This window comes from Flavobacterium potami, from assembly GCF_020026915.1.
Classification (GTDB): Bacteria; Bacteroidota; Bacteroidia; order Flavobacteriales; family Flavobacteriaceae; genus Flavobacterium; species Flavobacterium potami.
Window position 1 is genome coordinate 1 of record NZ_JAINUY010000100.1, and the last position, 279, is coordinate 279.

At 46.6% G+C, this 279-nt stretch carries 1 protein-coding gene; it reads right to left on the minus strand.

Annotated features, from left to right (window positions below):
• On the minus strand, window positions 1-279 hold a 279-nt coding region (locus K6T82_RS24425), incomplete at both ends, for a hypothetical protein (RefSeq protein WP_223711671.1).

Consider the following 279-nt stretch of genomic DNA (forward strand, 5'->3'; position numbering starts at 1 on the left):
GCCGCAGTAGGCCAACCAGCATTGGAGTTTTGATGCAGGCACAGGATTTCAGGATAATATTATCCTGAATGCCCAATTCGCCTTTTGTGCGAGTAAACAGTTCCAATATAGCCGTATCTTCAATATCCTCGCTCCACCGCTTGACTGCTGACAGGAAGCGCAGGTGCTGAAAAGTATGCCAGCCTAAGAAGCACGCTATCTCAATTTCCCATAGCAGCACTATGTATTGAAGCCAATCCCAGGTATTCGTTGCATTAGAAATTTGCATCTTGCCGGATG